The following is a 1,148-nucleotide window of genomic DNA, read 5'->3' as shown; positions in this document are numbered from 1 at the left end:
CCACGTGAATATCAGTGGCGTAGCACTTACTAAACACGCACCAAACAAAGAAAGTGCAATCAAGCTAATGGAGTTCCTAACACAGGACTATGCGCAAAGCCTCTATGCAGAACAAAACTTCGAGTATCCGGTTAATACTAAGGTTGAACCATCGAGCCTGGTAAAGTCTTGGGGTTCCTTCAAGTCAGATACACTGCCACTCGCAGATATTGCTAATCTAAGAAAGCGTGCAGCACAGTTAGTTGATGAAGTTGCCTTCGATGAATAATGACTCTAGATAAGCTAAGGCCATGGCTTTTAGAAAAATAAACTAAAGCGGCACTATGCCGCTTTTCGTTTTTAATGTATCTTGCTCAGCTCGGCGTAACTCGAATACTTTGAAGGTTTATCACTCTTGAATTTCAGACTAAACGCTCAAGAGCGTCCCTGGTTCATTTCATCTTTCATTATCGCAACCCTTATCGGTCTCCCGATTGTTGCGGTGGCTTACCTCGCTCTTTTTCCAGAGGAAAACGCCTGGCCGCACCTGCTTAATACAGTTTTACCTAGTTATCTGAAAAACACGCTGATTCTTATGCTTGGCGTTGGCTCCCTAACTTTTCTGGTTGGAACTGGCTCAGCTTGGCTTATTTCCATGTACGACTTCCCCGGCAAAAAGTGGCTGAGTTGGGCCTTATTACTCCCCTTTGCCGTACCCGCTTACGTCATCGCTTATACCTACACTGATTTTCTGGAATACGCAGGCCCCGTGCAATCAGCGCTTCGAGAGCTATTTGGCTGGAAGACCAGCAGAGATTATTGGTTCCCCGAAATCAGAAGTATGGGGGGAGCTATTATCATGATGTCACTAGTACTCTACCCTTACGTCTACATGCTGGCACGCGCGGCCTTTCTTGAGCAGTCGATTTCCCTCTATCGCATTTCACGCAGTCTAGGCTCTACGCCCTTCCAGTTCTTTTATCGAGTATCCTTACCCATTGCACGGCCCGCTATTGCGGTTGGCCTGTCTTTAGTACTAATGGAGACACTTAACGACTTTGGAACGGTAGATTATTTCGCCGTCCAAACCTTAACAGCGGGTCTTTACGACACGTGGTTGAACATGGGCAACTTGGGTGGTGCAGCACAGATAGCCTTACTAATGATGG

Annotated in this window: 1 protein-coding gene and 1 pseudogene; both read left to right on the top strand. The window is 46.5% G+C overall.

Features of this window, described 5'->3' with window-relative positions:
- Positions 1-268, top strand: a pseudogene (locus tag A3729_RS33080) (iron ABC transporter substrate-binding protein); the annotation flags it as partial.
- A 126-nt stretch (positions 269-394) separates the two neighbouring features.
- On the top strand, positions 395-1,148 hold a 754-nt coding region (locus tag A3729_RS13405; RefSeq protein WP_156497945.1), incomplete at its 3' end, for an iron ABC transporter permease.

Source organism: Oleiphilus sp. HI0043, from assembly GCF_001634935.1.
Note: the sequence above shows the minus strand (reverse complement) of the source record. Positions and strands in the feature narration are given on the sequence as shown.